This window comes from Pedobacter sp. MC2016-24 (assembly GCF_015223055.1).
Taxonomy (GTDB): Bacteria; Bacteroidota; Bacteroidia; order Sphingobacteriales; family Sphingobacteriaceae; genus Pedobacter.
In genome coordinates this window covers 14,976-41,428 of the sequence record NZ_JADFBX010000026.1, presented here as the reverse complement: position 1 = coordinate 41,428, position 26,453 = coordinate 14,976, and the positions used below count along the sequence as shown (strand labels likewise).

At 36.5% G+C, this 26,453-nt stretch carries 22 protein-coding genes; 13 read left to right on the top strand and 9 right to left on the bottom strand.

Translation table 11 applies throughout. The features are described from left to right. Positions 1–69 precede the first annotated feature (69 nt). The 4 genes from IM797_RS28810 to IM797_RS27850 all read right to left on the bottom strand — a co-directional run bounded on the left by IM797_RS28810 (position 70) and on the right by IM797_RS27850 (position 2,931). Positions 70–303 carry a DUF1573 domain-containing protein gene (locus tag IM797_RS28810; protein ID WP_194130511.1) on the bottom strand — a complete coding sequence of 78 codons (234 nt, stop codon included), beginning with the start codon at positions 301–303 and terminating at the stop codon, positions 70–72. Next, entirely contained in the window at positions 269–553 is a 285-nt protein-coding gene (locus IM797_RS27860) for a hypothetical protein (protein WP_194130510.1), read from the bottom strand. Before IM797_RS27860 ends, IM797_RS28810 begins: the two co-directional genes overlap by 35 nt. 379 nt (positions 554–932) lie before the next feature. Further along, on the bottom strand, positions 933–1,619 hold the full coding sequence (locus IM797_RS27855) for a hypothetical protein (RefSeq protein ID WP_194130509.1): 687 nt from the start codon (positions 1,617–1,619) through the stop codon (positions 933–935). 160 nt (positions 1,620–1,779) lie between these two features. Continuing rightward, entirely contained in the window at positions 1,780–2,931 is a 1,152-nt protein-coding gene (locus tag IM797_RS27850) for a hypothetical protein (protein WP_194130508.1), read from the bottom strand. A 386-nt stretch (positions 2,932–3,317) separates the two neighbouring features. Here IM797_RS27850 and IM797_RS27845 point away from each other — a divergent pair, with 386 nt between their 5' ends. The 4 genes from IM797_RS27845 (at position 3,318) to IM797_RS27830 (ending at position 5,737) form a co-directional block, all read left to right on the top strand. Next, positions 3,318–3,860, top strand: a complete 543-nt coding sequence (locus IM797_RS27845) for a hypothetical protein (RefSeq protein ID WP_194130507.1) — start codon at positions 3,318–3,320, stop codon at positions 3,858–3,860. Between the two features lie 32 nt (positions 3,861–3,892). After that, complete coding sequence (locus IM797_RS27840) at positions 3,893–4,609, top strand: DUF2625 domain-containing protein (RefSeq protein ID WP_228099174.1); 717 nt, start codon at positions 3,893–3,895, stop codon at positions 4,607–4,609. Between the two features lie 30 nt (positions 4,610–4,639). Beyond that, positions 4,640–5,044, top strand: a complete 405-nt coding sequence (locus tag IM797_RS27835; protein WP_194130506.1) for a hypothetical protein — start codon at positions 4,640–4,642, stop codon at positions 5,042–5,044. A gap of 87 nt (positions 5,045–5,131) precedes the next feature. Continuing rightward, positions 5,132–5,737, top strand: coding sequence for a hypothetical protein (locus tag IM797_RS27830; protein ID WP_194130505.1), 606 nt, complete (start codon positions 5,132–5,134; stop codon positions 5,735–5,737). A 90-nt stretch (positions 5,738–5,827) separates the two neighbouring features. On the opposite strand, the gene IM797_RS27825 is transcribed toward IM797_RS27830, so the two are convergent. The 3 genes from IM797_RS27825 to IM797_RS27815 all read right to left on the bottom strand — a co-directional run bounded on the left by IM797_RS27825 (position 5,828) and on the right by IM797_RS27815 (position 9,311). After that, positions 5,828–6,277, bottom strand: a complete 450-nt coding sequence (locus tag IM797_RS27825) for a hypothetical protein (protein ID WP_194130504.1) — start codon at positions 6,275–6,277, stop codon at positions 5,828–5,830. 3 nt (positions 6,278–6,280) lie between these two features. After that, positions 6,281–7,648 (bottom strand): hypothetical protein, encoded by a 1,368-nt coding sequence (locus tag IM797_RS27820; RefSeq protein WP_194130503.1) that lies wholly within the window; start codon positions 7,646–7,648, stop codon positions 6,281–6,283. A 1,045-nt stretch (positions 7,649–8,693) separates the two neighbouring features. Beyond that, complete coding sequence (locus tag IM797_RS27815) at positions 8,694–9,311, bottom strand: hypothetical protein (RefSeq protein ID WP_194130502.1); 618 nt, start codon at positions 9,309–9,311, stop codon at positions 8,694–8,696. 600 nt (positions 9,312–9,911) lie between these two features. Between IM797_RS27815 and IM797_RS27810 the strand changes: the two genes are divergently transcribed. Next, positions 9,912–10,907 (top strand): hypothetical protein, encoded by a 996-nt coding sequence (locus tag IM797_RS27810; RefSeq protein ID WP_194130501.1) that lies wholly within the window; start codon positions 9,912–9,914, stop codon positions 10,905–10,907. A gap of 230 nt (positions 10,908–11,137) precedes the next feature. Here IM797_RS27810 and IM797_RS27805 read toward each other — a convergent pair whose 3' ends face one another. Next, on the bottom strand, positions 11,138–11,740 hold the full coding sequence (locus IM797_RS27805; RefSeq protein WP_194130500.1) for an HNH endonuclease signature motif containing protein: 603 nt from the start codon (positions 11,738–11,740) through the stop codon (positions 11,138–11,140). A gap of 443 nt (positions 11,741–12,183) precedes the next feature. Beyond that, the gene (locus tag IM797_RS27800; protein ID WP_194130499.1) at positions 12,184–12,450 is read right to left on the bottom strand and encodes a hypothetical protein; all 267 of its coding nucleotides are present in this window, start codon (positions 12,448–12,450) and stop codon (positions 12,184–12,186) included. Positions 12,451–12,729: 279 nt separating this feature from the next. Between IM797_RS27800 and IM797_RS27795 the strand changes: the two genes are divergently transcribed. The 8 genes from IM797_RS27795 (at position 12,730) to IM797_RS27760 (ending at position 26,406) form a co-directional block, all read left to right on the top strand. Further along, a complete protein-coding gene (locus IM797_RS27795) occupies positions 12,730–13,761 on the top strand; it encodes an HNH endonuclease domain-containing protein (protein WP_194130498.1) in 1,032 nt (343 codons plus the stop codon). Further along, positions 13,761–14,126 (top strand): HIT family protein, encoded by a 366-nt coding sequence (locus tag IM797_RS27790; RefSeq protein ID WP_194130497.1) that lies wholly within the window; start codon positions 13,761–13,763, stop codon positions 14,124–14,126. The genes IM797_RS27795 and IM797_RS27790 overlap by 1 nt, the downstream gene beginning before the upstream one ends. Positions 14,127–14,258: 132 nt before the next feature. After that, a complete protein-coding gene (locus IM797_RS27785) occupies positions 14,259–16,292 on the top strand; it encodes an ATP-dependent helicase (RefSeq protein WP_194130496.1) in 2,034 nt (677 codons plus the stop codon). Positions 16,293–16,362: 70 nt separating this feature from the next. After that, the gene (locus IM797_RS27780) at positions 16,363–17,313 is read left to right on the top strand and encodes a DUF3883 domain-containing protein (RefSeq protein WP_194130495.1); all 951 of its coding nucleotides are present in this window, start codon (positions 16,363–16,365) and stop codon (positions 17,311–17,313) included. 96 nt (positions 17,314–17,409) lie between these two features. Then, positions 17,410–19,803 carry a UvrD-helicase domain-containing protein gene (locus IM797_RS27775; RefSeq protein WP_194130494.1) on the top strand — a complete coding sequence of 798 codons (2,394 nt, stop codon included), beginning with the start codon at positions 17,410–17,412 and terminating at the stop codon, positions 19,801–19,803. Between the two features lie 542 nt (positions 19,804–20,345). Further along, entirely contained in the window at positions 20,346–20,654 is a 309-nt protein-coding gene (locus tag IM797_RS27770) for a hypothetical protein (RefSeq protein ID WP_194130493.1), read from the top strand. Positions 20,655–21,268: 614 nt separating this feature from the next. Then, entirely contained in the window at positions 21,269–24,046 is a 2,778-nt protein-coding gene (locus tag IM797_RS27765; RefSeq protein ID WP_194130492.1) for a P-loop NTPase fold protein, read from the top strand. 14 nt (positions 24,047–24,060) lie between these two features. Then, positions 24,061–26,406, top strand: coding sequence for a hypothetical protein (locus tag IM797_RS27760; protein WP_194130491.1), 2,346 nt, complete (start codon positions 24,061–24,063; stop codon positions 26,404–26,406). The last annotated feature ends 47 nt before the right edge of the window (positions 26,407–26,453 follow it).

Here is a 26,453-nt window from a genome sequence, read left to right as displayed (position 1 = left end):
CTCAAATAACTAATAAGAAAAAATATTTTTCTTATTATGATTCTCATAATCCAATATTCCCTAAAAAAATTATTTTAAAGTATTAACAACAACTGCTCTAAAAGCTAGGACTTCGGGGTCTTTTTGTGCACTTGTATATAAATAAAATCTTTGAGTCGTCGGGCCTAATACCTTTGGCTTATATAAGATTCTAACTTCGGACGAATCCCCCGAGAAAACAGGAAGTTTGCTCCACTTAGTAGTTGAACAATGACAGTCTGGTTGAACTTTAAATATTTGAGGATTGTTTCCAAGGCATAACATCTATCACATAATTCTCAGCCATTTTTTCTAATAATATTAAATCTTCGTCCTTTTCATATTTTAAAATAATACCTGGCATACTTGAATTTAAGAGATTCACCCATTCTACTGAATAAACAGGAAAAGAAAACTTTCTCTGCATGTCAAAAACATATTTTATATTTATCAGATCATTGTAATCTGCATCTGTTATGATTACAAAAAAATTTCTACCCGTTACTTTAAATGTATTCTTAATATTTATATCCATTAGTTACCTGCTTTAACTTTTTAAGGGTCTTCTCTGCAAAATTGGCGGCTGCTTTCGTTTCCTGGCTAATATTCAGACTAAGATAGAAAATATGAGGGAGTTTATTTTCCAAAGAAAATTACCGATTGCTTTCTATTGTGTTATGAAACTAACGCTTGCTTATAATCAGTCAGATGAATACTCTACAACTACATTCTTCTTCAATTTGAATGCTATAATGCTTACCATCATAGTTTTAAATTGTTATTTTAAAATAATAAGTACGACATTAGACCATTAACAATAATTAACGACTCTTATGGCTACTCATATATATTTTCCTAAGGCAAGATCTTTTTGATTCGTTTTAGCAGTAGCAGCAGAATATATCAACTTACTACTATTTATTAGCAGTAGGAAAAAACAACTTAGGCTCAATCCCAATCCCAAATCCCCACCAGCTCTTTTTATTATAAACAAACTGTTTTCCGAGGCTGGTAGTCGCAAAATCAAATCCCAGCGGTACGAGTGCCAGGGATATATTATTATAAGTATAAGTTAAAGTAATACCAGAACTTAGAAACAACTGCTTGGATTTAACAAGCACCTGATTATTTGTATTCTCTGGAGACAATTCTTCTACGGAGGGAGCAAAATGTATTCCTGCTGCAAATTTATGCGTTGACTTATTCCCGCTTGAAAAATAGCGGTCTATTGTATATTCAGGAAAAGTAAAATTAAGACCAATATTAGTTAAGCCCGATGTAGCATTTGAAGGCAGACTCCCTGTTTTATTTCTAACTTTCACCGGAATTGTTAAAATGGAAACCGTAGGTGGCAAAAATTTAAAAGAATTAATTCCGAGAACTTCTCCCCTGGCTAAAACTACCTGTTTTGAAGTAGAAACAGTGTCCTTTCCTTCATAACCAGAAATTGTCAAAATATCCTTTGCAGATTCCACCTTAAAAACAGCATTTAGTCGTGTTCCATCTTTGAGATATTCAGTTAAAGATAACGGCTTAACAGTTTGTGCCTGGAGCTTAGCTCCAAAACCAAGAATAATGAGCAGAGAGAAGATTTTTTTCATTTGGATCGTTAATTAAAAGCGTAATTTTCAATGTTCTAAGAGCAGAACATATCTCAAAAATAATATAAAATGAAGATTATAAAAATACCCTAAAAAGAGTATTTCTGGATACCTCAGCTACTGCTAAGAAATATCTTCATGACTCAAATTCCATTACCAATCACAACTTTTTCAGATTACTTTTAATCTTTTCTAATTTAGCTACTTGATGTGCAACCAAGGCTTTGTCAAGTTTAGCATTTGCTATACCTGCGTGCTTGTTTAAAATTGTGATATAACCGTTGATATACTCTATTAATGCATCGATAACTGCATTGTTAAAATCCTTTACATCAGGCAGCTGGTCTTTGGCATAGTTGGATAAAACTATCGCACGATTAAACTCCTGACTATTTAAATAACCTTTCATTCTATCTATGTCCAAACCATCTGGGTTATACTTTGCATCAAGGGCTATGGAAACGTCGTTAGGCGAAATACTTAACACCTTACACAATTCAGTCTTACTAGCTTTCAATGTCTTCTTAATAGTCCCAAGCTCTGTATAAAGCCTTTGAGTTTCAAGGCTCTGTTTAACACCATAATCATTTAACTCTGAATAAAAATTCACTCGATCCTGAAGCGAGGCATTAAATTTATTTATTTCGACATCTCCAAAGGCTGGACCATCGGGATTACCCAAATTAACAGCTATAGAGGCAGATGTATGACTATTAATACTGTTTAGTTGCTGCTTACTTAAACTGGCCGTTGTTTCTCGTTTTTGAAAGAAACCAGCTTGCTGAATAGCCGCATTAATTGTACTTGATATAGGATTACTATTAATGAGTGATTGGATTATCGGACCGTTAAAAATGGCATTTAAGACGGATGAGAATTTGCTTTTTGCTGTAGTGTTTTCTACTGGATTAGTATATTTAGGTAACAGATTTTCGGTAGCAGATTGAACAACCATGTCAGTAAAAGCTGTGCCTACACTTTTAGCTGTAGGATTATTAATCAACGCCAGAGTTTCACTTAGATCTTTTAATGCCAATAAATTTGAGGTGTAAGGAACGATCATTTCTATTTCTGCACCTTTTTCCAAGCCACTCCTAATAGACAGCAATCCTTCCTTGTATTTTGCAATTGTCTTGTTTTTTTCACCCACAACAGACTCCTTAATGGATACAGAGAGGGATTCTTCCAGGTTTGAAATTCGTTTTTTTAATGAGTCAACTACAGCTCCTGAGCTGAGGTTAGGGTTCTGATCCTGGGCAAAGGCTTGTCCAAGAGAAAACACAAGCATAATTGCAATTGATACTTTTTTCATTTTGATGAGCTAATTTAGATGAATTCACTTATAGATAGCAAGTTACAAACAACACACCATCACAAACAATACCTATAGAAGGGGATTTTTGAAATTATTATCTACAAATTTTACGATCTGGAAATCGTGGAGAAGTTACCCAATAGAACTTATAAAAAGAATAAAGTTAATTTATCTATCGTAAATCTGGCAATCACATATTAGATTCAGCGCTTCCCTTATATTTAGAACGCTATTGTTGCAGAAAAAAGAAGCGGTGAACGATCTTCCGACCACTCACCGCTTATCTAAATTAACGCTTTCAAATATAAAGACGCTTTTTTAATGATTATATTGTGTGGTGGCTGGTATTTAATTTATGTCACTAACGGCATAATTAACCCAATATGAAATTTTCGATCTCCAAAACCCTTAAAGGAACTGTAATTCTTGCACTGCTAGATCTGGTATTGATATGGATCTGGGTCAAAAATGAAGATCTTAATGGAGCGGCAATGTACCTCTATATACTTGTACCTTTCGTTTTCATTCTTAATATTATCATTGGCGCTGTGCTATTCTTTGCTAAAAGAGCTTACAGCGGCATGTTTTTTATCAATTGTATTGTTGCATCTGTCATAACCAGTTGGTTGTTTACTTCAGAGATGACTAAGCAAGCAAATGCTGCTTATGACATCTGGGTGTTTGATTTGCAGGATACAACCTTCAGAGTAAGTAAATCAAATAAGTCCAATAATTTTAACATGTCCTATAGCTTTCATCCTGGATCGTCATGGTCTTTTATGGATGGACATTACGAACAGCGTAGAGATACGCTTCTATTGACTGCAGATTCAATAAAGATGTTTATTCACCATGGAAAATTGTATAATTTTAGACGGCTAAAACCGCCTATAGTATTGAAGATCTATGATCCAGAGCGAAATTGATACAAATATTTGAAATAATCAAAAACCACTCCATGAATAAGTACGTTTTCTTATTTTTCATTTTTACGATATCCTACTACTCAACAGCACTATGTCAATCCAATATGAAATCATTTGAGGAACTCGTTAATACAGATGACCCAGGCTGGCCCTTGGTATCAGAATGGATCAAAACAGCTAAAAACAAAATAGAAGTTCTTCCAGCTGATGCTGAAAGGGCTAAAAAGACATTGATAGCCACTCAGGTTACCACACGTTCACCAATGGGTGCCATTATATATAGCTCTGGCGGCATCTTAGTAGATGGAGGCTGGATTAGGATTCTGGGCTCGGGTAGCAAAAAACTTGACCGGTCTTTATCAGATTGGAACAAAACTGCAGGCAGTGCTGGTTTTCTATTGATAGCAGATGACGTTGTTGGCGGCTTTTTTATGTTAAATGGTGGTGGCTTAGGCAAGGATCTAGGCAACATATATTATTTTTCGCCGGATGGTTTGGAGTATGAAGCCTTGGACATCACCTATTCGCAGTTTCTAGACTTTTGCTTTAACAATGACCTGAATGTTTTTTATAAAGGCCTGAGATGGGACAGCTGGCAAGCGGATGTGAAAAAGATTGATGGCAATCAGGTGTTTAATTTCGTACCCGCTCTTTGGACTAAAGAAGGCAAGAATATCAATAAGAACTCTAGAAAAGCTGTTCCGGTTGAAGAACAGTATCGGTTGAATATGGAGTTGAGGGGGAAATAACTCTATTAAATAATAGAACATGAAAACAAAATGGCGCATAAACCCTATAAAGATCATTTACAACATGATGCTGATTTTAAAGTCAAATATAGATTTTATACTGCTGAAGAAGGCGGCAGGCAAACAATGCCTTACCAGGGTTACCGTTCAGATTTTTGGTATTCCCATCCTGAGCATAATCAGACCAATCAAATCTTCATGATTTGGCCAGAGTTTATAAATGAGCATGGGGAAATAATATTGGATAATGAAATATCCGTTCATGCTTCTGGAATAGCACTAATGTGGGTGCTGGATCCAGAATGGCGAACTTCCCATATTGATAACATCAAAGTAGGTTTAATTGGCTATTTTATGGAAGGCCCAAGACGTGTAGCAATGTGTGAGGTTATAGAGGTACTTGATTTAGGCATTAATCCAACGAAAGCCAGATAACGGGAAAAAGAAGCTTTTTTAATGATTATAATGTGTTGTAGCTGATGTTTTTTTAACCCGATACAGAATTGTAAATTATATAGATGAATGAGACAACTCAACAACAGCTTGCCAGGCGAACTGGAAAAGACATTTAGCAGCTTAGATTTCGAAGAGAATGGAGGCCTGTTTATCGATAGCATCCAAACATCAGGAAAAGATCTTAAAGTTTGTTTTAAGCTTCGTTTATCTGATGACAAAAATGATCAACAATGGATCATCAAAATCACGGGCAATATAGCAGAACGAATAGTTTTAACCTACACACATACACTGCAGTTGTTTTCGGACCATGAATTACTATGGGATTACACCGACATTCATACTGAACTCTATTTCAAGGGAAAATCTAAAAATCCTTATCATTTGTACAAAGATTTGTACAAGTTACACAACCGTCCATTTAATGATGGTATGCTTGAAACTTACATCAATGGTCCAGATGGCGTATTTAAACTTTGTGAATCTGGATTTGGTTTATTTGCCAGGGGACCAAAAAAGATGCTTGAACAATATAAAAAATGTCTGGAAAAACATGACGTTCAGGCCAATTACATGGGAGACTACCCAGCCGAGGAAAAAGACTTGAAATTACTTTTCTTTGGAGAAAGCTATTTCATTGGTAAGGATTTTGAGTTTGAACGGATATCGTAATCAAGTCGTTCTCTCCTATTTAACCCCACATAAATGCCCATGTCATCTTACTAATTAGCTATACCGTTTGTTGCAAAAGGATTATGTAAATTAATTCATCCCATGCCTCTGATCCACAACCTGCCAGATGTTATGCTTCCGAATAAGTTTAAAGTAAAAAGACATTTCGTATCCCTCGTCAAAAACAGACACGAAGACTGTATCAGTTTTTTTATCAAAAGAGGGAATACTTAACCTTACCCTTTTATCATAAGGCATACCAGGCCCTTTATTAACCATTCTGTTATCCTTCGAGTCTTCGAGATATTCGATATTAAACGCTTCAGTAGCTGAGGGCCAGCTTTTATTATACTTTTCAGTCTTTAAAATATATACAGTATCATCTTTAGTTTCCAGTTCCCTTTTGAAATCCTTATTGTCCAGTACCGTTCTCAAAATATCAGCACTGTCTTTACCCGATAAATATTTGGTGTCACTATTGTGGCATGCAATAAGGGTTATTGCCAAAGCACAAGACACCACCATAAATTTTCTTATCATCCTCTATTTACTTTTAACTGTATAGTAGTTTAACCATTCCACAGCAGTGTCCGGTCCTAATTGTCCTACACCATCAGGAGCAATTGCGCCTTCAAAATACCATCCTGCTTCATATTTGTGGCTTCCAACTTCAATTTTATTGGCCAACATATTGACATCCCGGCCAAAATGTACAAACTCATGAAGCGTTGTAACAGTTAGTATCAATCCTATAGCCTGATATCTGATCGGTGATTGAACAATATCAATGCCATTCACATATCCGTCATCAATTTGAAGTGTTTTTGTTTGCTCATCAAAATGCCCTAAAACATCGCGTCCTTTACTATCTTTCAGATTCTGAACTACAACAACTTTCGGACCTTTTCCTGGTTGCATAAGCTCAGTAATTTTTGCCTCTGTAAAACCTGTAGTATAGCTCAAAGCCTTTAATATATTCGGATATTTTTTTAGAAAATTTGGCAGGTCAACTACTAACGCCTTGAATTTAGGATAATTGTCCAATCCAGAGACATCCAGATCCGGTAAAGAGATACTTCCTTCTCCCCCTTCAGGAGGATAGGGATCCTCAGGAGATTCTATAGGAGTGTCTGGAAACAGGGTTTGGCATGCCCCATAATCATGCCAGCTCCTCTCAATTTCATCTACCCACATTCTACAGAGTCCCTCCGATGGACTTCCTACTCTACTATTTTGTGCAAATTCTATAACCGCATCCCTCATCTGCATTAAAAAACCAGCGCATACAGGAGATACTCTTGGATCAGGATTCCACGATATCACACCATCTCTAAATGCGTTAGGGCCAAAGGTATTATATACAAATATTTTCAATTCCTCAGTAATAGAGCATGCAAAAATTGTTACTCCATCAAGATCCGTAAAACTTAATTTTCTGACAGCACTAGTTTTTCTTATTTTATTCCTGATTTGTAGCTCCTTATATTGTTCATAAATCGCATCCATGGTTTTGATTTCCTTGAGACTGTTGTTGATATTATGATATTCTTTTTTATAATATACATCCAAAGCCAATTGGATTTTATCTGCTGTACTTAATTCACCTTTGGCTGCACTATTGGCATAAAATTCATTTGCCTCATTAATTGGCCTTAGGTAACTATTCAATACACCTAACATCTCCCCTTTTTTAAGATTAGGATACTCCTTGTTAATTTTCTTCAATACATATGGTAGCCAACGTCCATTACGAGATTGTCCCCACTTAAAAAATATATCCTCATTTGACAATTGCTGCATTGATTCTTCAGGATCTTCTTGATCTTTTTTATTACAGGAATTTAATGTAAAAGACAAAACCACAATAGAAATTAACGGCAATAATAACTTTTTAATATTTTTAATATTCATTATATTTTTTCTTAGAAAATCATAATATATCCAGCACAACCAATTAGAGTAATCTAATTAAGAATTAAGTTCATCACCATTTTTACACGACTGTCTAGCATGTGGTAATGTCGAATTCCCATAACCATTTATGGGATTGTATATTTAAATCCCAAGTTCGTTTCGTGAATTACTACTGATGTGAAACTCTTTGTAAACAAGCCAAGCGTATTTAAAAGATATGGCATTGTCAATAATCGGATGAATTATATTTTTATTTTAGGTTGAGAATAGCAGCGATACCGATTTTGCTGGCTTCGGTGCCATACGGTAATAAACAAGCTAACCATTCCAGACTTTTGTATTGGCCTATTTTAAGGTCTTCATCATCATTTAAGTCGGGCGCTTTTGGCGGAGTCAATGTTCTCCGTTTTTTTACATCCGTTTAAGTTAAAAATGCTTGGGGTCAAACAAAGACTAAGTAACGTAGTATCCTTTGCTGCGCTTAAAGAGTTAATCATAATTTTATAATCTTGCCGTAAGGTACTTTCTTATAACTGTCCCAACAAAAACTTTACGCCAACACGTCGTTTTCCGTTGCAGATGCTGCTATTTTTTACGTTAATGATTATTAAAAAACTATTTCAATAAGAACTTTATCCATTTACATTTGATCGATCGGACTGCTTTTAAATCGCCACTGAAGTACTCGTTAAAAAACAAATCTATATCATTCTGCATAACAATAGTTAATTAAGTGAAAATAGATGATTTGAGAAGTCATATTAGCGACGTCAATATCTTCAGTAACTTTACCAAGTTTTTGAACATCCATATATTTATTTTCATCATCGTTCCAAATGTAGTCAAGCATTTACTGTATAGCTTATCTCTGCATATATTACGGCTCCCATAGCATTCTTGGTTTCTACTTTTTTGGTAATTTCAAAATATACGTTTTTCGTGTTGTCTTTATAAATCTGTCCAACTTTGTCTTGCGGTCCAAACCAACTTTCCCATGCATCTGGATTACCTGTTTTTAAATCTGTTAAAAGAGAAAAAATTCCTATTGCGGATGATAAATACTAACGATTTGACATAGATCTATTGGCATTAGACTACTGTAGTTGACAACAGCATTATCTTCCTCTCCCACTTCCTCAGTATTTTCCAACAAGCTCTCTTCATCTTCGTTGTCTTCTCCAATAGTAGGTGCTGTTGAAGAATTACCGCAACTCCCTTCTTCTTCAATTTGAATGCTATAATGCTTACCATCATAAGAAGTAAATTCGCAAGAACCGCCACTTTCCAAAGTTGGTGGGTTAAAATGAGAGTCATCGAACCACCCTCCGCTTGGCCAATGAATAATAACTAAGGCCCCACCACTAACTTCCACTGTTAATGTATAGGTTGACTGAGTTCCGGTATTTGGATTATAATAATCGATAGAAGCACAATATTCACCATCTGGATATTCCTCAAAAGATTCTTTAGTATCATCCGAAATCCGATCACTTTTATTTAAAGAAGATGCTATAGGATTGATAATAGATGATTCAGAACGCTCTTTATTACGGCAACCTAACAAAGTCAATAATAGGAAGTAAAGTATAATTCGAGAGCTGTACATTATTTTGATTTGATTAAAAATACGGAAAATAATTATATCAAACACCAAATTCAAACCTAAAATCTATAAGTTATTCCGCCGTGTAAGTAATCAGCGGATACTCAAGTCCTGTTAAAAGATAATACAAATTTAAAATTACATATTATGCGGTGATCAGCTCCCCGATCTGCTGTACAAAATCTATATCCATTTCATCCTGCGTATTCCAGGTAATCTGATCATAAAGCGCTTCAGGCTAAATCACACCCAGCTTTTCTTCAGCTTCCATCACCCGGTAAGTACCATTCTCCTGCGGCTGGATAGTCAGCGTACTCTCTAACAATTGTATTTCAAATGATTCCATAGTCTCGATTTTTTTAGACTAACAGCACCGTCGTTAAATGTTTGCACCCTATGTATATCCTATTACCAACGACTTTCAAGGATATCCGATCAGTGTGAGTGGTAAAATGAAATCTGATAATCATATCACTTCCATTTTGTTATACCCGCCCCGTCTTTCGATATTTAGCATCAATCTTCCTAACTGTTTTTTTTAAACAATTAGTTAATTGACAGGATGATAAAATAAATTTATATTAGTAAATGCTTTTCGTTGACGCTGAGATCTGTAATCGCCCGGGTTGGTGAACATCAATTGATAACTGTTAACTAATGATGATCTATACTAAATTAACCTTCGCATTCTTAATTACCTTATTTATTTCATTTTTTTCCGGCTGGAATGATCCAGAGGGCTGGAGTGCCTTAAAGGAAGCCATTGAAAAAACAAAGCTATCAGAGGTTTCAAAGTTACAAGGCCGAACCTTCGATTTGGTTATCCCAGGTGGGACAATAGAATACGTCTTTAGTGTTGCACCTGAAAATGCATTTAAACTGGAGCGGCTTGGGCCTGATAAATTCCGTCTTACCATAACCAATCCACAGGCACTTATAAAAACAGGCGGTTTCGTAAATTACCATCCAATAGAATGGTCACTAAAAAATAAAAACACATTTTCCCCAGAGATCGAAGGAAAAGCAACCTGCCTTTACGAAGTTATATTTAGCCAGGTTGGTGTTGGTGAACTTGATCTTTCAAAGTATGAAGCTAATTATGACATCACTTATGAAATATCAAATCAAACGGCCATATCTGAAATAAAGAGACAAGGGAAAGGCTATTCCATCATGAGGGTTCCTAATGCAACGGGAGAAACCAAGATGAGGTTGAGAATCAAAGCCAAATCTGGTGATGAAAATCTTCAAACCGGTTGGATTAATATACCGAACTGCATAACCGACACGCCAACCCCAAATCCTCCAACCATTACACAACCACTTCCACCACAAGTAATTAACCCACCTGAAATTTATGCTGCTGCCGATGCTTTAGTATTAAAAACTGAAGGTATCTCCTTCTGCGAAGAATCGACCGGAATATATTGTGCCACACTAACAGTAAAAGCCACAAATACAAGCAATAGAACCGCAAGATGTAATAACATTGCTTTTCATATGTATGATGGCAACAGGTCAATTGCAAGTACGATTAAGTGGGTGGAACTAAACCCCGGTCAGAACACAATTTTTGAAGTCGTACTTAAATCAACTTACAGACCGCAAACCTTCACTTTCAGAACTTTTAAGACTGAGTGCATATATAGATAAATGCTTATATATAAACTGCTTTCTGTTATAAGATAACGTTCTCAAATATTTTTCAGTTAAAAAAGCTCATAAAGACACAAAGCCGTACTCATCAGGTGACGAGTACGGTTTTTAATTAACGCTCTTAATAAAAACAATTGCTAATTTAATTGAGTATTGATTGTAGACCTTATCCTTTCACAAAGACTTTACTTGTAAAAAAAACACAACTCCATGTAAAGCAACAGAGCCTAATCAATATTTCCGGAAGAAGAATCTTCCCTAACTAACTCCCAAAATTCAATTAAGCAAGCTAAAAAAGTACTTCTAGCCAAACTTCCACCAACCGGTACCGCATTAAGCCTCAAATACTGCTGAAACTCATCTTTATAAACAGACAAATCAAGATCAAAATTCTCAAAAGAAAAATCCAACTCCGAAGCAGCAACGCCCATCTCCTTATAAGTTATTGCCCACCAACTTTCTCTTCCCTTCAACCACCTCACGAATAATTCAGCAGATCTCGTATCTGGACTTGCCTTATGGCACTTCCGGCACAACAAAACCAGATTAGCCTCACAATTACAGCCATTATGCGCCTTGGGAACAATATGACACCTCTCCAAATAACGCTGCCTATCCCAGATTTTATAAACATCAAATCCTTCATCCCCCTCCCTAAACCCATCATACCCACATGCCCAACACCCCGGTAAATCTACTTCAACCTCACAACCCAGGTACCGGTGTGCTATATTTTCCCAGTATTTGACAATCTTAGCCTTACTCGCAACAGTTTTCTTTTCCAAACAAACAGTTCCGTCAATGTGAAACAATTCTTTAACAGATTTCAAAATCAGCTCTTTTAAGATTAAATGACTACCTCAAATTTCAGCTTTTTTCCGACGAAATTACCTTTCAAAAAAAACACTTTACTTCCAACTATATTAAACGTCGTAGTAGCCAAAACGAAAAACCCTTCAAAAAACTTAAAAAATTAATGCCTCTCAAACACTCCCTCACCTAAATAAAAGCTAAACGCCCCAACAGAAAAGCCGACAACACGATATGAGAACCCTAGGAATATAAAACCCCACTAAATACAACAATCCAAATCACCAGATCGACAACCAGGCACCATAAAAAAGACAACAAACACATAGGCAAGGAAAGAACTAATCCCACCCACCAAAGCTCATTTCAAATTCTGAAGAAGACCAAACTATGTTGTAAATCTATTTTTTTAATTTACAACATAGCTCAAGTAAATGATTTTCACTGTTTGTGAACCATTGAATTAAATTCCTACAAATTCAGAGGCTTTCACAGCAACCGCCTTTTCGAGTAACGCACCTACCCTATTGCAAACCGTTTTTAAATCGTTTATTGCTTGATCAGTTGATTTCTGCTGATGCCACAAGGTTGTGTTAGGCATTTCTTTTTTCGATTCCCCTGTATTTACAAAGTAATCATAATAGCTTAAAGCTTCTAAACCAGCTTTTACCTGTGCATGTGATTTATTGACATCATATGATATCAATACATTTCCAATTGTTGTTCCCATAATTCTGTTATTTAAATTTCAATTAAGGTATAGCTATTTGAAATGTTAAAATTCTGGTATACCGTAATCTGCTAAAATTGTTGTCTAATTGGATTTTTCATTATCATAATTTAATATCGTTACTTGTAAAATTTACTAATGCGAGGTGCGAAGAAACTCTGGATCACTATTTTGAAAGTAAATAGCGTGTTATGCAACACTAATGAAGCTTAACAAAGGCGATTAATACATTCGTCAAAATTCTGAGACTAATTACAAAATTTTGTACCTTGAATCGCCATGAGTACAAAGTTTCAAATTAACGACCCTTCTCTAGAATCTCAATGGAGGTCATTAATTCTATTTGGAAAGAATTCAGCCACTTATAAGTTTGCTTTTGCAAAATCTCTAATCGATCTCATCGACTCGCAAACAACGTCGGTAAGCTTGGCCGATTTATCAGTTCCTTTTGCCAATCACATTATAGCGCATTTAAAAGTTAGCGATAAACAAGGTAGCTCCCAGAGCAGCAAATTTCTAAATAGCTGTAGAGCCTTCATAAACAATGAACTTGATCAAGATCAACTTTACCGAGATACAGAAAGATTCGGCTTTGTCAATGTGATTGACGCCTTTCAAAATGTAAATGGTGGTATCATTCCTGATCCTTTTTATCAAAAGAACTTTGTTGCTGGTAAGAAGGAAATCGTGATCACAGATAACCTACTAAAACTACTCGACACCTTTCAATTCAAGAATCTGAACCAAGAGGTTGAAGCCAGATGGAAACTGGTAGAAATAGCCTGGAGTTTAAACATTAACCAGAACGTAATTGATGTTCAATACAATGAGCAGGATTCATTATTGTTTATTCAGGACAATTTCATGAGGAGAGTAAATATCACATCTGTGCGTGATGCTCTCAATGGCTATCAAAAGGGCAAGTGCTTCTACTCCTTTCAGGATATTTCTATCAGTAAAAATAATGGTTTACAGGTGTGTGCTGTAGACCATTTTTTGCCGCATTTGCATAAGCGTCATCATCATAGTGAAGGTGCAAATGTGAATGGTGTTTGGAATTTGGTGCTCGCGGACAAGCAAGTCAATAGCGAAAAAAGTGCAAGGGTACCAGAAAGAAGGTTTTTAGATCGACTTTTTAACAGAAATGAGTTCTACATCGAAAGTAAGCACCCTTTAGCCGAAACTATTATTAATCAAACTGGCGCTACGCGCCAGCAAAGGATATCTTTTTTGGAGAGGCAATACAACTTAGCATCTGAATTGGCTATCCATAAATGGCAACCTAAAGTAGAACTACCAGGCAATTTTTAATGAAAGACTTTTTAAGCATACCCGAGGATAAGATCCTGTACAGAAATGATTACTTCTTCATTATTGAAGATGTTTTCCCGGTTTCTCCAGGACACCTGCTGATTATTTCTAATGTTTTAAGAGCTGATTATTTTAGCTTGACCGATGAGGAAAAACATGCGCTTACTGGCGCTATTGATATTGCTAAGGAGATTGTATTAAAGCAGCATAATCCAGATGGGTTTAACATTGGCATGAATTGCGGCGAAGCCGCAGGACAGACGGTGTTTCATTTCCATTGCCATTTGATACCGAGGTATAATGGGGATATGAAGAATCCAAGGGGTGGCGTGCGGCACGCAATTCCGGAGAAGGGGAATTATTAGGCACATAGCGAATAAACTAGATCAATTTAGTCATTCATGATGGTAATACACTGACTGGCAAGTCAATTCAACCACTTCATTTGCGATTTTAATCAAAAATTTTATAAATTAGGGTTAATCTCTCTATCCCTAATGAAAGTAAATCCACATAAGCCGTCAGCGATAAGCCTAAGTAAGACCCAAGAAGATGCCATTAACAGTGAAGGTAAGCGCATTTTAGTTTTAGCGGTTGCAGGTTCTGGTAAAACAGAAACCTTATTACATAAAATCAACCATTTAATAGAAAGGAAAGGCGCAGTTCCAAGCAGTATCCTAGCCATTACATTTAGTCATAATGCTGCCAATGAAATTATCGACAGGTTAATTCTTAAGGCAGATAAAACAGGAAAGTATCAGGAAATTCTAAATGATGCGACAAATGTTGATGAAGAAAGAATCGCTTATAAAAAAAAGCACAAGTGGATTGATCGATTAACCATAAAAACCTTCCACAGCTTTTGCTATAACGTCCTTCGCAATTCAGGAGTGAACGAATTCGATAACCAGTTCAAGATTATCACTAATAAAAAATACAACTCTAATGATGAGCTTTCTGCAAATAAAGCAGGTGAATTTGTTTCGGAAGCCATACAGAAGTTGTTAAGCAACCTTAGCGAAGACATAGATTTCCTACTACAGCTTAAACGCTACATCCTTGATTACTATGTTGACGTATCTTATGAGGAAAGGGAGACAGCTATAAATAATCACGACAAAAAATATACTTCTTTAAATGGAACTAGAGTTCGTTCAAAATCTGAACAATTTATAGCCGATTGGCTATATAGACGGAACATTAAATTTGAGTATGAGCCAAAGCTGAGCATAACAACAAAATTTGCTTTTCATCCAGACTTTTTTATCACAGAAGCCAACCTTTATTTAGAGCATGTCTCCAACTTAAGCCATCCCATTGCCAATAAGGAGCGTGAGTTTAAACAGAGCGATCTGCTCTTCGTTAAGACAGATGAAAGCATTACTAGGGATACCGCAGTTTTTAATCACGCTTTAGACAAAATCATAAAAAACCGACTTCCAACTGGGTACAAGGATACACCTTCGCTGAATTTCAACGAAGAACTTGGGGGCTATCATAATCATTTACACAGATTTATTGATAAAATCATTCTTGTAAGTGACAGGATTAAGGTCTACAATTTAGAGCTAGACAAGGTGTTAGAAAATGGTCAGAACGACCAACATGAAAGGGTTAGATCTTTTTACCAACTAGCGGGGCCAATTATAAAGGCTTATCTAGATTATTGCATAGACAAGTCCTATTTGGATTTCAATGATTTGATTTCGCGTAGTATTTCTTTATTTAAAAATTACCCTGATGCGCTTAATAAATATAAAAGTCAATTCCAGCACATTTTAGTTGATGAGTTCCAAGATGTAAACGCTTTACAAGTTGAATTGATAAATTTATTGATCACTCCGCAAACTCAATTATTTTGCGTTGGCGATGACTGGCAGAGTATATACGCCTTTAGGGGAGCTAATGTGGATTATACCATTAATTTTGACCAACACTTCCCTAATGCGGAACTGATCAAGCTTGATACAAACTACCGAAGCACGCAGCATATTGTACAAGCTAGTAACGATGTGATTCGCAATAATAAGAATAAAGTTGACAAGAGTATTGAGTCATCAAAACAATCAGATGATAAGGTGATCGTGTTTAGCGGAAGTTGCGAAGATGAAAGTGTCGAATTCTGTGCAAATAAGATATTGGACTTGTTGAGTAATGGTTTAAAGAATGACGACATTCTATTTCTATTCAGAAATAACAAAATGGCAGAAACTTATCGTAGCTTTTTCAAGGAGCAAAGAATAGCCGTTTCATTTAGGACAATTCATTCAGCAAAAGGATTACAAGCTAAGGTGGTATTCATTCTTGGTTTAACGGAAGGAAAAGGTGGCTTTCCATACATTCGGCTTGATGATAGAATACTAAACGTAATCAAAATGGCAAATCATGACTTACTTCTGGAAGAGGAACGAAGAGTATTCTATGTTTCAATTACTCGGGCAAAGGATCAACTTTTCCTCATTACAGAAAAGGGCAATGAATCCAGCTTTATTAGGGAAATTTCTCCAGAAGCTATAGATCGAATGTTTTAGATTCAGGAACAGTTCAGCAAATTATTGGAAGTAATATCAAAATTTTGGATTTATAACCATATTTTTGGTTATGGCTCTTAATAATTATAGAATACTGGTTGAGAATGAAGAATCGGCATGGAATGATGAGACCGGTATACGGTACCATTTCCCAAAAAGTAGATACTTCAATCGACTCAAAGCTGGGATGAAGTTTATTTATTACAAAGGAAGAACCAAGAGTAGCGCTCCGAGTTATTTCGGTTATGGCGAGATTTCCAGTATCTACCCTGATCCCAACAGCGCTACTGACTACTATGCGGACATCAGTAAATATATACAGTTTAATGAGTCTGTAGATTTCAAACCTGGCGGAGAGTACCTAGAAGAGGTCCGAACCTCCAATCACTTCAGACAAAACTCCGTTAGGGAGATTAGTGAAGCTCGTTTTTACAAAATACTGGAGTTAGGTGGGTTAAATTTAGTTAAGTCATCAAATGAAGAGGTGCCAATTGCAGTAACGGAGCTGCCTCCTATTTCAGAAGTAAATATCACCCTTGCTCCTGCTTCGTTGTTGAAAACGGCGAAAGCTAAGGTTAAAGGAGATCAGATTGGTTCATCCTCACTAGCTTATGGTAATCCTAAAAAAGCGTTGCTTCATGGTAACCAAGGCGAATATTTGGTCATGAAATATCTTCGGAGCACTTTGACAGAGGTTGAAGCTGATACACTAAGACATCATGCCATTGAAAATGAGAAGGATGGCTACGACATTTCTTACACGGATTTGAATGGTGATCCTGTATACATAGAGGTGAAAGCGACTAGTGCTCCCTCCTTCCCTAGTTTTATCATTACGATTAATGAGTTAACTGCAGCAATTAAGCATGGTAAAGCTTATAAGATTTATTTGGTGAATAAGGTAACATCTAAAGACGTGGGTATTGAAAGGATTGAGGATATAGCGAGGTTATTGGAAGCTGGGGAGTTTGTGAAGAATGTGGTGGCATTTAAAATAGAAAAATCTACACCGTCTAATTAATAATTAAATGCGCTCAAAATTCAATATCTGTATAAAAACACACTGTTGCTTAATCGATTATCAATCCATTAAACTTTCACGCTCTATTTTATCTAAATGAAAGGGGGGTCAAATGGAATTTCCTGGGTTAATATTATAGCAAGCATTATAAGTGCACTCGGCCTGATCTACATTTATAAGGTTTGGATTTATAACAAGAAAAAAAGGGCGGAAATTAGAAAACGACTTGGCGAAATAGAATCTGGAATTAAGCAATTTTCTGCGCTTACCAATCTCGATCTGTATTTCTCTAACTTTGCAATGCAGGCCTTCAAAGTAAAATTCTCCCCCCTGCGCAAAGCGATACCTTCAGGATTTAATTCCATTGGACTGGAAGACCAGGAGTTGGAAATAGTAGCTAAATTCATCAATATTGTTGATGATCTTTCAGCTCACCGTACAGCGTACAACGAGCGATTTGTTCCAGAAGAGATTGAAAAGTACAAGGAGTTTTTCTCTGGACTTGAAGAATATCCACTATCTATGGATCAAATGCGAGCAGTAGTTACGGATGAGGACAATAATCTTGTCATTGCTGGAGCTGGAACCGGAAAAACGACCACCATCAGTGCAAAAGTCGCTTACATCCTGGAAAAAGGAATTGCTAATCCACAGGAAATGCTGATTATCTCCTTTACTCAAAATGCAGTAAAAGAGATGTACAATAGAACAATTGAATTCTGCTCGTCTCATCCAGATGCTGAAAAGATCATGGTACGTACCTTTAACGGGTTTGGCAATATGGTCTGCAGATCTTGTACTGACACGCCCATTAAACTGGCTTTCGATAATGATTATGCTTGCAAGATATTTCTACAAAACAGCTTTGACGAGCTTTTTCTTAATGATAAGGAATTTGCAAAAAAAGCTACAAACTTTATCACATTTTTTAATAGGCCATATGTTGATGAAAGCGAGTTTAAAACCGCTATTGAATATTCCAAACATCAAAAAGCATATAAAAACACATCGCTAAATGGGATAAAGCTGAGAAGTGATCAAGAACTACAGATCGCGAACTTTCTGTTTCTAAACCAAATCCAGTTTATCTATGAACAGAATTTCCCCTTAATGAGGGAGGATCTTAACCCCGAGTATCAGAGCTATGCCCCGGATTTTTATCTCGCAGATCATGAAATATATTATGAACATTACGGAATTGATGAGAATGGCGAAGTACCAAGTTGGTTTGGATATAAACCTCCCTTTAAGAACGCTACCGAACAATATCGTCATGGCATGCAATGGAAAGATGGCATCCATGCAAAATATAAGACCAAATTTATCAAGACCTACTCCTTTCATGCCAAAAGAGGTAAACTCTTGTCATACTTGAAACAGCAGCTTAAGGAATTTGGAGTGGAGTTAAATCCCATGCCAATCGATCAAATACTTCCAGCTATAAAGAAAACAGAGCATTACGAGAATTTTATGGCTCTAATCTATACGTTTCTACAATTGATGAAGTCAAATAATGCAAGGCCAGAGAACTTTAAGAAGTTCAAGGGCGACCAAAGGCTTCAGATATTTTTGGATGTATTTACGCCATTGTATTTAAAATACGAACAGAAACTTTCCACCGATAATAGCATTGATTTCAATGATATGATCAATTCAGCTGCTCGTCATATCAGTTCTGGTGAATATAAAACAAACTATAAATACATCCTAGTAGATGAGTTTCAGGATATGTCACTAGGCAGATATGAGTTGCTAAAGGCATTAAAGAAAGCTAACCCTTCGGCTAAGCTTTATGCAGTTGGAGATGATTGGCAGTCGATATTCCGCTTTACAGGAAGTGATATCTCGATTATAACCGAATTCTCATCGCACTTCGGGGTGAGCGCAAATTCTGAGGTACTTAAAACATACAGGTTTAATCGCGAAATACTCGATCTAAGTAGTAGATTTATTCAGAAAAACCCTTCACAGCTTACCAAGTCGCTTTCCTCAGAAATGGAGGCTTTACATCCTTCTTTCGAACTCTGCCCGCTGAATGTCTATGGATCCTTAGCTAATCAGGCTTTACTTAAATGGGACATACTCAGTGAAATCATCGCAGGAATCAGTCTCAGGAAACAATCAGCAAGAATATTCATTATTGGTAGATATAACTATAATATCCCGCCTGACCTGAAAGAACTTCAGAAAAAATACCCGAACCACACGATCTCCTACTTGACAGCGCATAGCTCTAAGGGACTGACGTGTGACTATTCAATCCTTATAGATCTAGATTCTGGCGTTTACGGTTTTCCCTCAGAGATGGTCGATGATCCGATTTTAAGTTATCTGCTCCAGGAAGGTGATGATTTTGAAAATGCAGAAGAGCGACGCTTGTTTTATGTAGCCTTGACCAGAGCACGACATAAGGTGTATTTATTGTACAATAAGACTTCTCCAAGTAAGTTTATTGATGAGCTTATTTCAGATGGGTTTTTAGCAGAGTGAATTAGTGTCTCTTAGGGGCATAGGTGCCTGAACTGTCAAAATTCCGAACAAGTTTCCTAAATAAATGAAAGGTGCATCCCTGTCTGAAATGGCACTGGAGCTACTTAGTATAACTATAATTTCAGTAGCCTCATTTGTATTGCTTTTAATTAGATTCCTTCTGTAGTCTTATGCCGGACTATTTAGTATGGTTATTTGCGATACACAAATTATAAAACGCTATAATTCAACAACTTAATTAGCGAAAGCAACATATTGGTTTCATCAAAAAACATCCGTAGTTATCTAGCCGGCAATGTTGACAATTATTGTAAATATACTGTATTTAAAGAGGTTAGCTATCTAACATAAGGATATAGTTAAAGAGAATAAGATGTCTTCAATTAAAATCTCAAAATGATGCGCACGATATATTTTCACCCAACAGACAGATAAGTTACTGTCCACTGATTTTTTCTGAAAGTATTTTTGCATGATTTTTGACTAAAATTTATGCAAAACTTAGCTATTGTATCGAACTTTGTGTTTGAAAGGACAATTTTATGTCAAAATTAGATGAGTTAAAAAGTCATTTGAGGAAAGGAATTATCTATAAGAGGGATGAACTACAAAAGTGGTCAAGCTCTATCGATAGACATCTTTCTGAGCTTACTGGCGATGGTGTTTTAAAAAAGGTTGGCCCGGGGCTATATCACTTTCCGAAGAAAAACGCTTTCGGTTTTGAACCGCCTGCGGATCAGTTGCTGATCAAGAAATTTTTGGACAACGACAATTTTCTGATTACCTCCTTCAATTCCTATAACGCATTAGATGTGGGAACTACACAGCTGTATAATAAGATATTAGACTAGGCAACAAATTGTTCACTTTCAAAAAAAATCGGCCTTTCCAAAGAAGCGTAGCAAGGAGTTTCTGGTAGTTGACCTAATCAATAACCTGAATTACCTAGCAAAAGATCAACCGAAAATACTTGAAAAGGTCTTAAAAAAAGTGATGAGCTTAAATAAACATTCCCTAGGGCATGCTATTGAGAAATATGGTACACCAAGAACAAGAAAACTAACGGCTACCTCCTGCCCCACTACTGACACAAACACATGATTACAACATTCCCCCATCTGCGTAGGATTTTAAAAGCCTGAGTAGTGCAGTATCTTCCGAGATAGGCATACTTGAGGCCCTGGTCGAAAAAGATTACTGGATCATGCATGTGCTTTATGGTATGAAGAACTTGGGCCTAGAGTTTGATCTCAAAAAAGACATCGAAGTAGATATTACGATTCCGATAGCTATTGCAGCTAATGACAAATTCGAGTATATTAGCTAATTAAATAAATAACTGAATTGTCGCTCCATACCCTCTTTTCCCTTCCTATGTATTTTTGCTTGAAAAGACATTTTTTAACATTGGGCAATCAAAGGGAAAGGCTATTTCGTAAAAGAACATCTCAAAATTATTCTAAATATGACTCCAACGACCGTATCCTCGGAAGTAAACATTGTACTGGAAGACAGTAGCCATGCTAAAAATTTCACGCAAGAAACTTCTATCCATAGATTCGAATACAATCAAATTACCAAGTTTATCAATGATTTGATCCCAAAAATATTGGAAGATAAAAGCAAAAAGTATCTACACAACACCATCACTGTCTTAGGTACTAGAGGAAGTGGAAAAACCTCTTTCCTATTGACTCTTCGACAAGCCTACAAGGCACATGAAAAATTAAAAGTGTTACAGATTATAGACCCTACCCTTATTGAAGACAAAGGGCATGTGTTTGTAAATATAATTGCGGCTATCAGAAGTGAAGTTTTCAAAGTATTGGAGTTGAAGGAACAGAATGAAGAAACCAGGGAACTAAGAAAACAATGGAGAAATTCCCTAATGGCATTGGCAGCTGGCTTGCCATCCATCGATGGCATGAGTAATACACCACAGGAAAGTTGGCAGGACCCAGAATATGTCTTAGATAAAGGTCTAACAAATGTCTATTCTGCACTAAAACTGGCTGAAAGCTTCGATCATTTCTTGAAAATCTCCCTAGGCATTATTGAGAAAACATCCTTCCTATTAATTTTTGATGACATTGATGTGGATGCGACAAAAGGGTGGGCGGTTTTAGAGACCATCAGAAAGTATTTCACTACATCCCGATTGATTACGATACTTAGTGGAGACTTAAAATTGTACTCTTTAGTCGTGAGGCAGAAGAAATGGAAAAATTTCGGATCCGAAATATTAAAGTATGAAGGACAAAATCCAGATAAATTGGCATATTTCAATAATATGGTGACCGAACTTGAATCACAGTACCTTCAGAAAATCATGCAACCAAAGTTTCGCATTCATTTGTTATCCCTGCAAGAAAAAAAGCTTATGAACAAGCTTCCTAAAATCATCGTCAGGGAAAATACCAATGATAAAAAAGGTAATGAGATACAAGAACTTTACAGTCAGATATTCAATCGGTTCGGCATTAGAAATATAGGGCAAACCGAAGTATTCAATACGTTCATCCTAAGTCAGCCGTTCAGGACGCAGATACAATTTGCTTCAATCCTAGGTAATGCGCTGAACACATCTAACTCAAATGATTTAAGTATGATGAGTAACAGTGAGAAAATTACAGATATCTTTCTATCAGACCTTTTAGAACAAGAGATAGACGTTAACCTTGCCAATAGTACTTCTAAATTCCTCAATAGCATTGCACTAAGGTTTCTCCTAAAACGCAATCAGTTGAAAGATCTTTATCAACTTCAGCCTTCCACTACAGACAGTTCATTGAACGCTTGCTTATTATCGCTCAATTTATTGATTTCTAGATCTTTATTAAACGTCAGCTTCCATCTCTCTTTTGATTACCTAATAAAGATAGGTTATACACGCAATTTACTAAACCATTTAAATGAACGTAACCGAGGTAACGAGCCGAGCCTTAATGACCTTTGTGAAAAAAGTGGGCTTTATCATGACGGAGTATTAAGGGACACCGTAGGCAAAATGAATGCTTACCTCATTGGCAGCACACAATCACGGAGCTATAGAACTGACCATACCTTATTCAACATCAGCCTATTAGGATTAAACGGTCCCGCAAAAAGAAAAAACATTGATAGATTAGATTACGTTTTTTCAAATGCTGCATCGATTAAATCTATCCTTGGAACGCTTCCATCATATTCAGCTGTATTCAGCTTTAAAAACTCTTCTACGGTAGGTTATTCGATTTATCTAGTGATTGCTGCAATCGGTGAGCTGGTTAGGGTATACGAAAACCACTTAGACCTTCCTAATAATAGTCATCTAAGGTTACAATTATGCTCAACGCTCATGGAGCTTTCCCAACATCGTCAATATCCAGCTCCAGATTTTAGGACAGGCGGAAGCGTGAACAATCCAAATGAAGACAAGGACCTCGAAGAGGAAATTGACCTTGACGATTTAAGCTCAGGAAGTGAAACGGATCAAGAAACTAATGATTTCATTACCGCATTGACTACTTGGTTAGAAAAAATTCCGAGAACTGCAATTACTCCCCATGTACTAGGCAAAATATCTACCCGTTTTTACTATGCACTTCAAAATATATTTGATCGAAGATCAGTTGGTCTGCCTTTGGGTGAATTGTTCCATTACCAAACAGTAGCTTTGATGAATGCCATACTAATTGAAGACATACGGGAGAACCTCTCAGATTCGAGCTATCTGAACATCAACAATACTAACTTTTCCGATAAGCTACTAGTTTCAAATATCCAAAAGACATTCAACCAAAAAGACATTCATTCCAAAATAGAGGTTTTGGCTTACTCAAAATGGATGCTATCATGTCCTATTCTTCGAGGATACCTTCGTGATGATAAGGAGAGTGGGTTGACAGAGGCTTTGGAGAAATTTTGCGATACAAAATGCGAGGCTTTCCTTTCAATTGCAGCTCTACTGAACCAAGTTGCACTTGAAGGAAATCAACATCGAGAAGAAAATACATTAAGTAGAAGGAGACTATCGAATGATCAACTGGCAAACAAGGGCAACGAAAAATATCTCGTAAACAAGGTAAAGGTAGAACTTGGCAACATACTACCGCTAATCCAAGTTGAAAACCGTGGTGAAATGGCTAGAAGAAATGATGAACTGAAAAGAGCTGTGCCAAACCTTTTTCCACATAATGAAAGTTACTCTACAAAAGCCCGCGACTTACGTACCCGATTAAAAAAACTAGGTTTGACCGACTAATGTTAAAGTATCTAATGAATGATGAGGAGTCACTAGAGAGCTATCTCCATGCAAAAGACGTAGACCTAGCCGGAATTAAAAGACGGCTGGTAAAATCTGCCCGAAAAACGGATTACAGAATTACTGATAGCCATCTCCTCCTGCAAGTCGAAATGGCGTTTTCCAAGATAGAAAGTGTACCAGAGGTCTTTACCAAAGGCCTGCCTTTAATATCAGATCAATTTATAGGAGAGGACAATAAAAGGCTTTTTGTTTTAAATGATATGCAGACCTCTTATCAAGAGCTCCTAACATATCTCACACCGTTAGTATTACAGGCAGGAAAATTATTTACGTCTCTAAAGCCAGGTGATGATCCAAAAACCTTTTTCCACGATTTCATATTGCCCAATAATCGATATACTGCAATTCTAAGTGAACGTATACCTAAAATCAATTCGTACATAGAAAACGATGGTGGGCTATACGATTTGCATATCCATCTGAACGGTTCTCTTGAAACCGACACCGTGTGGCAGGATTTCCTAGCTGATCCGGATTATGTCCGTAGAGAAATAAAAAAAGCGTTTGACAAAAAAGAAAAGGTTAAGCAACAGTTTGAACAGGAGTCCACCCTTTTTGAACCTCAGAAATATCAACGTCTGCTTAGGATCGCCCAACATCTTAGAGAAGTCTTCTACAATTCTGTGTATCCACGAGGAAAGAGTCAACCGCCGCCGAAGTTAACTTACTTAATTCAAGAAGTTGACAACGGAAAAACTAACTATGACTACAGACATCCTTTTTTATATGTGATCGATGAAGATCAAAGTGAAAAATTTGTCCATTTACCCTCTGTAGAATGCTTAATGTATATACTGATACTTGACAAACTGAAGGAAAGAGGAGATGAAACACTCGCGGGACTTTTCCATTTTTATCTACTGATACTTGGACTTACAAACAGATTTTTAGTGCAGCAGGTACACCAGCATGGCTTTGAACAGTTCCAGAAGATCACGGTTAACAGCTTCAGACAAGCTAGTGAAAAAACCTATTTTCGCAGATTTTTTCAGTTTCATGGAAACAATCTTTGCCACTTAAAATTCTTAGAGGGGCGTTTTGCTCCCAAAAAAGACGGCACTGAGCTTTTAAAAATGACCAGCGAGATTTTTAGTGGTTGGGAAAGTTTCCAAAACGAAGTCATCAATCAAAAATATAAGGTGCCTAAACCAATAACGGAAAGTACATTAAAATTGATAGCACACTATATCAAGGAAGCTGATAGGGATTTGGACGAATATATCAGGCACAAAAGTTTAAGAGGTAGGTTAGTTGGCGAGTCCAGAGCAATTTCTAACCTACTGGAAGGATCTGGAAAATTTAAGGATAAACTGACTGGCCTAGATGCGGCATCAAGTGAATTTGATACACCACCAGAAGTTTTCGCTCCAGCATTTAGAATGGTTAAGAAATCAACTATTCCCAAAAGAACATTTCATGCTGGTGAAGATTTTTATCACCTGATAAGCGGACTAAGGGCTATTTTCGAAGCGATAACTTTCTGTGGGCTCGAAGAGAATGACAGGATTGGTCATGCGACAGCAACTGGAATATCTGCAAGTGAATGGTGCAACCTCCTTGGAAAAAAAATGTTGATTCCGCAAGGTGAATACTTGGACAACCTTGTATTTTGCCGTTATCTAATCAACAGCAAACAGTTAACAACCTTATTACCAGCTATAAAAAAGATCGAAACTGAAATTTTGGACTTACTACTAAAAATTTATGGCAAGAATCATAGTATTGATGACTACGAAGCATCTTGGTTGATGAGAGATATATGTCCCGTGCATGCCAATTATGACAATTATCTGCAAGCGTCACAATCTAAACACTTCAATCAAAACGAATGGGATTACATCGAGAGTAAAACAGATCGCAAAAGTACTGCCTTTTTACTTTTCCAAAAATATCATGAATTACCATATAGAAAAAAATATGAAATGATTACTGAAATCGAGACGGAAGGTATTTTTGATAGAGATAAGATAACAAAACTTCAGTTAGATATCCTAAAAATGATGTGCGAAAAAGGCATCATAATCGAAACCCTACCTACGAGCAATGTGAGGATTGGCATACATAAGGACTTTTCGACTTATCATTTTTTTAGATGGATTCAATGGGAAAGAGAAGGCTACCCTATACCAAAAATAGTTCTTGGATCTGATGATACCGGAATATTTGCTACCAATATCTACAATGAATATGCAAATATTTATGGTCATTTGAACGAACAAAAACACTGTACCGAAGCAGATAGAGACCAAATAATGGATAAACTTTATAAAAATAGTCAGCAATTCAAGTTTTCGTAATAGTCCTCGTCGATTTTAACAATAAATGCTATCTCATTTATTTGAGA

Coding starts and splice junctions, on each gene's coding strand:
- IM797_RS27790 (WP_194130497.1), top strand. CDS start 13,761: ATGAAAGACTTTTTAAGCATACCCGAGGATAAGATCCTGTACAGAAAT.
- IM797_RS27765 (WP_194130492.1), top strand. CDS start 21,269: ATGACTCCAACGACCGTATCCTCGGAAGTAAACATTGTACTGGAAGAC.
- IM797_RS27800 (WP_194130499.1), bottom strand. CDS start 12,450: ATGGGAACAACAATTGGAAATGTATTGATATCATATGATGTCAATAAA.
- IM797_RS27820 (WP_194130503.1), bottom strand. CDS start 7,648: ATGAATATTAAAAATATTAAAAAGTTATTATTGCCGTTAATTTCTATT.
- IM797_RS27775 (WP_194130494.1), top strand. CDS start 17,410: ATGAAAGGGGGGTCAAATGGAATTTCCTGGGTTAATATTATAGCAAGC.
- IM797_RS27770 (WP_194130493.1), top strand. CDS start 20,346: ATGTCAAAATTAGATGAGTTAAAAAGTCATTTGAGGAAAGGAATTATC.
- IM797_RS27830 (WP_194130505.1), top strand. CDS start 5,132: ATGAGACAACTCAACAACAGCTTGCCAGGCGAACTGGAAAAGACATTT.
- IM797_RS27845 (WP_194130507.1), top strand. CDS start 3,318: ATGAAATTTTCGATCTCCAAAACCCTTAAAGGAACTGTAATTCTTGCA.
- IM797_RS27810 (WP_194130501.1), top strand. CDS start 9,912: ATGATGATCTATACTAAATTAACCTTCGCATTCTTAATTACCTTATTT.
- IM797_RS27760 (WP_194130491.1), top strand. CDS start 24,061: ATGAATGATGAGGAGTCACTAGAGAGCTATCTCCATGCAAAAGACGTA.
- IM797_RS27835 (WP_194130506.1), top strand. CDS start 4,640: ATGGCGCATAAACCCTATAAAGATCATTTACAACATGATGCTGATTTT.
- IM797_RS27850 (WP_194130508.1), bottom strand. CDS start 2,931: ATGAAAAAAGTATCAATTGCAATTATGCTTGTGTTTTCTCTTGGACAA.
- IM797_RS27825 (WP_194130504.1), bottom strand. CDS start 6,277: ATGATAAGAAAATTTATGGTGGTGTCTTGTGCTTTGGCAATAACCCTT.
- IM797_RS27860 (WP_194130510.1), bottom strand. CDS start 553: ATGGATATAAATATTAAGAATACATTTAAAGTAACGGGTAGAAATTTT.
- IM797_RS28810 (WP_194130511.1), bottom strand. CDS start 303: ATGTTATGCCTTGGAAACAATCCTCAAATATTTAAAGTTCAACCAGAC.
- IM797_RS27780 (WP_194130495.1), top strand. CDS start 16,363: ATGGCTCTTAATAATTATAGAATACTGGTTGAGAATGAAGAATCGGCA.
- IM797_RS27855 (WP_194130509.1), bottom strand. CDS start 1,619: ATGAAAAAAATCTTCTCTCTGCTCATTATTCTTGGTTTTGGAGCTAAG.
- IM797_RS27785 (WP_194130496.1), top strand. CDS start 14,259: ATGAAAGTAAATCCACATAAGCCGTCAGCGATAAGCCTAAGTAAGACC.
- IM797_RS27795 (WP_194130498.1), top strand. CDS start 12,730: ATGAGTACAAAGTTTCAAATTAACGACCCTTCTCTAGAATCTCAATGG.
- IM797_RS27840 (WP_228099174.1), top strand. CDS start 3,893: ATGAATAAGTACGTTTTCTTATTTTTCATTTTTACGATATCCTACTAC.